The 585-nt window shown below is 73.7% G+C and carries 1 protein-coding gene; it reads right to left on the bottom strand.

The genetic code is table 11. The features are described from left to right. A partial coding sequence (locus KUM32_RS33180) for a helix-turn-helix domain-containing protein (RefSeq protein ID WP_302185206.1) occupies nucleotides 1-339 on the bottom strand: 339 nt, incomplete at its 3' end. Nucleotides 340-585 lie beyond the last annotated feature (246 nt).

The raw sequence follows: 585 nt of genomic DNA, 5'->3' as shown, positions 1-585 counted from the left end.
GGCGATCTCCACCGCGTCCTGCGTCGCGGACCGGGGCGCCCCGTTGCGGTACTCGTCGGTCAGGACCGCGACGGCCCGCTCCGCCCGTTCCAACTCCTGGCGGCGCCGGCCGAGCAGCGTGCCCAGCGCGGCGTCGGGCGGCACGGCGACCCAGCGCTCCGCGCGCCCGGCGGACCGGGCCGCGAGCCCCTGCCGCTCCAGGCGGCGCAGCGCCCGCTCGACATCCTCCTCCGAGCGGAACAACCGGAGGGCGAGTTCGGGAACCTCGGCGGCGCCGAGCGCCACCAGGGTCCGGTACGTCGACTCCTGCCCTTCGTCCAGCCCCAGTGCACTCAGCATGCCGCGCCCTCCAGAGAGTCGGTTAGCGAAAGCCGGTGGGCGAGAAGCGGGCCAACGACGGACGCGACGGGAATACGCCGCGGCGTGAACCCGCCCCGCGGGCACACATCCTCGCACTGGCAAGCGCGTTCCTGCCCAGTCGATCGGCGGGGGTCAACCCCACGGTGACCGGGGCTCCCGCCTCGCACGGGGTGTGGAGACGTTCTGGTCTTCCGGTCCACGTGCGTCGTGTGCGGTGGAGAATAT

Source organism: Streptomyces sp. AC627_RSS907, from assembly GCF_019049165.1.
Note: the sequence above shows the minus strand (reverse complement) of the source record. Positions and strands in the feature narration are given on the sequence as shown.